The following is a 3513-nucleotide window of genomic DNA, read 5'->3' on the forward strand; positions in this document are numbered from 1 at the left end:
CAGCTGTGCCAGGTCCAGCTGCCACCGCCGTAGCTGTACTCCACGCGACTGTCCACGTGCGTGAACGTCGGGTAGCGCAGGATCCCCGAGAAGCCTGATGTCTTCGCGTGGTTCATCACCGACGTCACCGACAGCCCCGAGATCACGATGTCCGCGGCGATCCCGTACATGTGCTGGCTGTTGCTCGCGCCGCCGACGTTGCGGTTGTGATTGATCGACCGGAACCCGGAGTTGATCCGGATGGGCCGGTCCCCCGCCTTGCGGCGCACGGCCTCGAGCTTGTACATGAGGCGGCGGACGTTGGCCTTGACCTGGGTTGCGGACACCCTGCCGTTGTTGAAGCGGGAGCCGTCCTTGGAGTAGAACTCGCTGAAGTTGAAGTGGGCGGTGGAGCCGTCGGAGCGCTCGAGCGCGTTCAGCCTCGCCTGCGTGGCCGGGCCCACCACGCCATCGACGCCGAGGCCGTAGCCCCGCTGGAACCGCTGCACCGCCCCCTTGGTGCCTTGCCCGAACACGCCGTCCACCGCCACCCGGGTGCGCAAAGGCGAAGCGGCAGCCCAGCCGGCCACCCGGATCTGAAGCTCGGTGACATCGGCCCCGCGCGAGCCCTCGCGCAGGGTCCGGGTCCACGAGTACGCCTGCGCCTCGAGCGGGTCGATCACCTCCCCTGCGGCAACGAGCAGAGGCACGGCAAGCGCGGTGGTGAGCAGACGACGACGGGTCACGGACATGGTGGATCCTCCTCGATGGGCGCTGCGATGTCGTGGTGTCCTGCACGAGCCCGACGCCAAGCACCGAGGCGGCCCCCGACGTCAGCCTCATCGCGAACCTAGCCGAGCGCCTCACCGTGCGCGGAAGGTTCCGGGCCTCTGGACCTGGTGGTCACCCACTGTTCATCCGTAGCGTCGGCGGCATGCCCACCACACCCGCGGGTGTCGCCACCCGGATCACGACGGCGGAGCTCACCTGGTTGCTGTCGCTGCGCCCTGGTCCGTCGGCCACCTTGGTCGCCACGGCGCTCGGCATCCCGGTCGAGGCGCTGTCGGCGCCGCCAAAGCCGGCCGAGCTCAAGGAGCTGGTGACCGCCGGGCGGGCGCACCAACGCCGTGGTGAGCTGCTCCCCCGAGGCGAGTCCGCCGTCGTCGGCGATGTCCTGACCTCGGCGTCGACACTGATCTCCGTAGGCAGCTCCGACGGCATCGCGGCGCTCGCCGCGGTGGGTCGGGACCGTGTGCTCATCGCCGCTCCAGCGGCGGGCGGCATCGAGGTAGCTGCCCTGGATGCGACCACGACGCCGGGCACGGCCGTGGCCGCGCTCGCCGGCTCGGTGGCTGCCGGTGCGGAGGTCATGGTGGCGGTCCCTGGCGCCGAGATCACCGCGGTCGAGCCCGGCGCGGACCTCGCCGAGCGCATCGACGGGATGCTGCCGTGACTGTCACGCACGGCGCCGATCTCGGCGCGCTCCGCGAGTGGTCGACAGCCTCTGCGGACGGCGCGAGCCGGCTCGAGGAGATCGCGAACCGACTCGATCGGTCGCTGACCGTGTTCGCGTGGAACGGTCCCGACCACCTGCGCTTCTCCGAGCAGTGGCAGACGCACTTCACGCCGGTGCTGCGCAGCGTGAGCGACGGTCTTGCCCACGTCTCCGACCAGGTCGCGCGCGAGGCCGACCAGCAGCAGCAGGCCAGCGACACAGCGCGTGAAGCGCGTGAGGCCGGCTGGGCGCGGGGTGCCGGTCGACTGCTGCTGGGCGTGCTCGGCAACGCCGGCGGCGGCCCGGTGGGATCGGTCATCGGCGCACTCGCCGGGCCGCGTCTGGTCGACCGGATGGTCGGAGTGGCTGACGCTCGCGCCGACCGCACCGGCGTCACCGAGATCACCGCCACCGCCGGCATCACCGACACCCTGCCCACCAGCCCGGGCGACATGGTCCACGACATGGCCGACATGTACGACCACGAGGGCGCGGTCCGCGTCGACATCGTGACCCGCCCGGACGGCAGCCAGGTCGCGCTCCTGTACGTGCCGGGCACGCAGGACTGGTCGCTCGACCCCGATGGCGGCAACCCGATGGGCGCCTACGGTGCAGTCGGGGCAGCATCGGGCAAGGACACCCCGATCCGTCGGGTCGTGCTCGAGGCGATGGAGCAGGTACCCGAGGGCGTGCCCATCCACCTGGCCACGCACAGCCAGAGCAGCTTCGCTGCCCTCGATCTCGCCGCCGACCCGTACGTGCGCGCGCGCCACGACATCGCCTCGATCGTCACCACCGGCGCCGGCGGCGGCAACTTCGACGTGCCCGCCGGCACCACGCTGGTCTCGGTGCGCAACCCGTTCGACCCCGTGGCCCGGATCGGCGGCGCACCCGACGGCGCGATCGACGTCACCGGAAGCTGGGGCACTTCCGGGCACCCACACTCCTCCCGCGAGTACGCCAACCTCCTGGATCGCAGCAGCAGTCCCGAGTTGAACGCGTGGTGGCGGAGCGTGGGGATCGATCCCGGCTCGACCATGGAGACCCGCGTGTTCCAGGGCACTGTCGAACCGAAGGACTGACCTGCGCTGCGCGGGTGAGCCCACGACCCGGCCGCGAGCGTGACGTTGTTCGGCCTATCGGCCCGGATACCTCGATTGAAACCACGTTCAATCGGGTATTAGGCGGGGTCGAGGACGAGTACTGGGCGGGCGCGGTCGCCCTTGTCGGTGACCAGCGCGACGACGTGACCGTCGGGGGCGAAGGCCGCCCGGACGCCGTCGGCAGCCGAGGCAGCGATGCCGCGTCCGTACCGCAGCTCGGTGACCTCCTCGTCCGTGAGGTCGCGGACCGGGAGAGTACGACGGGCGACCTCACTCATCCCGAGGGGAGCGACGCCGTCGGCCATCTCTGCCAGGGACTGTGCTGCCTCGACGGCGAAGTCCCCCACCTGGGTGCGTCGGAGCGCCGTGAGGTGCCCGGCACTGCCCAGCGCGATCCCGAGATCGCGTGCGAGCGCCCGGATGTAGGTGCCGCTCGAGCAGCGCACCCGGACGTCGAGATCGAGCACGGGTGTCCCGGCGGCCTCACCCGGACGGATCGCACGCACGTCGAACGCGTGGATCGTGACCGGGCGGGCAGCGAGCGCGACCTCCTCCCCCGCCCGCACGCGGGCGTAGGAGCGCTTGCCGTCCACCTTGATCGCGCTCACGGCGCTCGGCACCTGCTCGATCGGTCCCGTCAGGTTCCCGACGGCGGAGCGCAGGCTCTGGTCGTCGACCTCACCGATGCCCGGGGCCCCGGTGAGCTCGCCCTCGGCGTCGTCTGTGACCGTCGCCTGACCCAGCCGGATGGTCGCCAGGTAGGTCTTGTCGGCGCCGACCAGGTACGTCAGCAGCCGGGTGGCCCGGTTGACGCCGAGCAGCAGCAGCCCCGTGGCCATCGGGTCGAGCGTGCCCGCATGACCCACCTTCTTGGTGCCGGCCAGACGACGAACCCGCGAGACGACGTCGTGAGACGTCATGCCCGCGGGTTTGTCG

Annotated in this window: 4 protein-coding genes; 2 read left to right on the forward strand and 2 right to left on the reverse strand. The window is 71.2% G+C overall.

Translation table 11 applies throughout. From position 1 onward, the window contains the following. Nucleotides 1–731: D-Ala-D-Ala carboxypeptidase family metallohydrolase (locus ACOJSN_RS21275; protein WP_420114482.1), on the reverse strand; the 731-nt coding region annotated here is incomplete at its 3' end. A 182-nt stretch (nucleotides 732–913) separates the two neighbouring features. Between ACOJSN_RS21275 and ACOJSN_RS21280 the strand changes: the two genes are divergently transcribed. Together ACOJSN_RS21280 and ACOJSN_RS21285 are read left to right on the forward strand one after the other, a co-directional pair. After that, on the forward strand, nucleotides 914–1432 hold the full coding sequence (locus ACOJSN_RS21280) for a hypothetical protein (protein WP_420114483.1): 519 nt from the start codon (nucleotides 914–916) through the stop codon (nucleotides 1430–1432). Next, nucleotides 1429–2556 carry a WXG100 family type VII secretion target gene (locus ACOJSN_RS21285; protein WP_420114484.1) on the forward strand — a complete coding sequence of 376 codons (1128 nt, stop codon included), beginning with the start codon at nucleotides 1429–1431 and terminating at the stop codon, nucleotides 2554–2556. Before ACOJSN_RS21280 ends, ACOJSN_RS21285 begins: the two co-directional genes overlap by 4 nt. 98 nt (nucleotides 2557–2654) lie before the next feature. On the opposite strand, the gene truB is transcribed toward ACOJSN_RS21285, so the two are convergent. After that, nucleotides 2655–3513: tRNA pseudouridine(55) synthase TruB (truB, locus tag ACOJSN_RS21290; protein WP_420114485.1), on the reverse strand; the 859-nt coding region annotated here is incomplete at its 5' end.

The organism is Pseudactinotalea sp. (assembly GCF_048594945.1).
Taxonomy (GTDB): domain Bacteria; phylum Actinomycetota; class Actinomycetes; order Actinomycetales; family Beutenbergiaceae; genus Pseudactinotalea.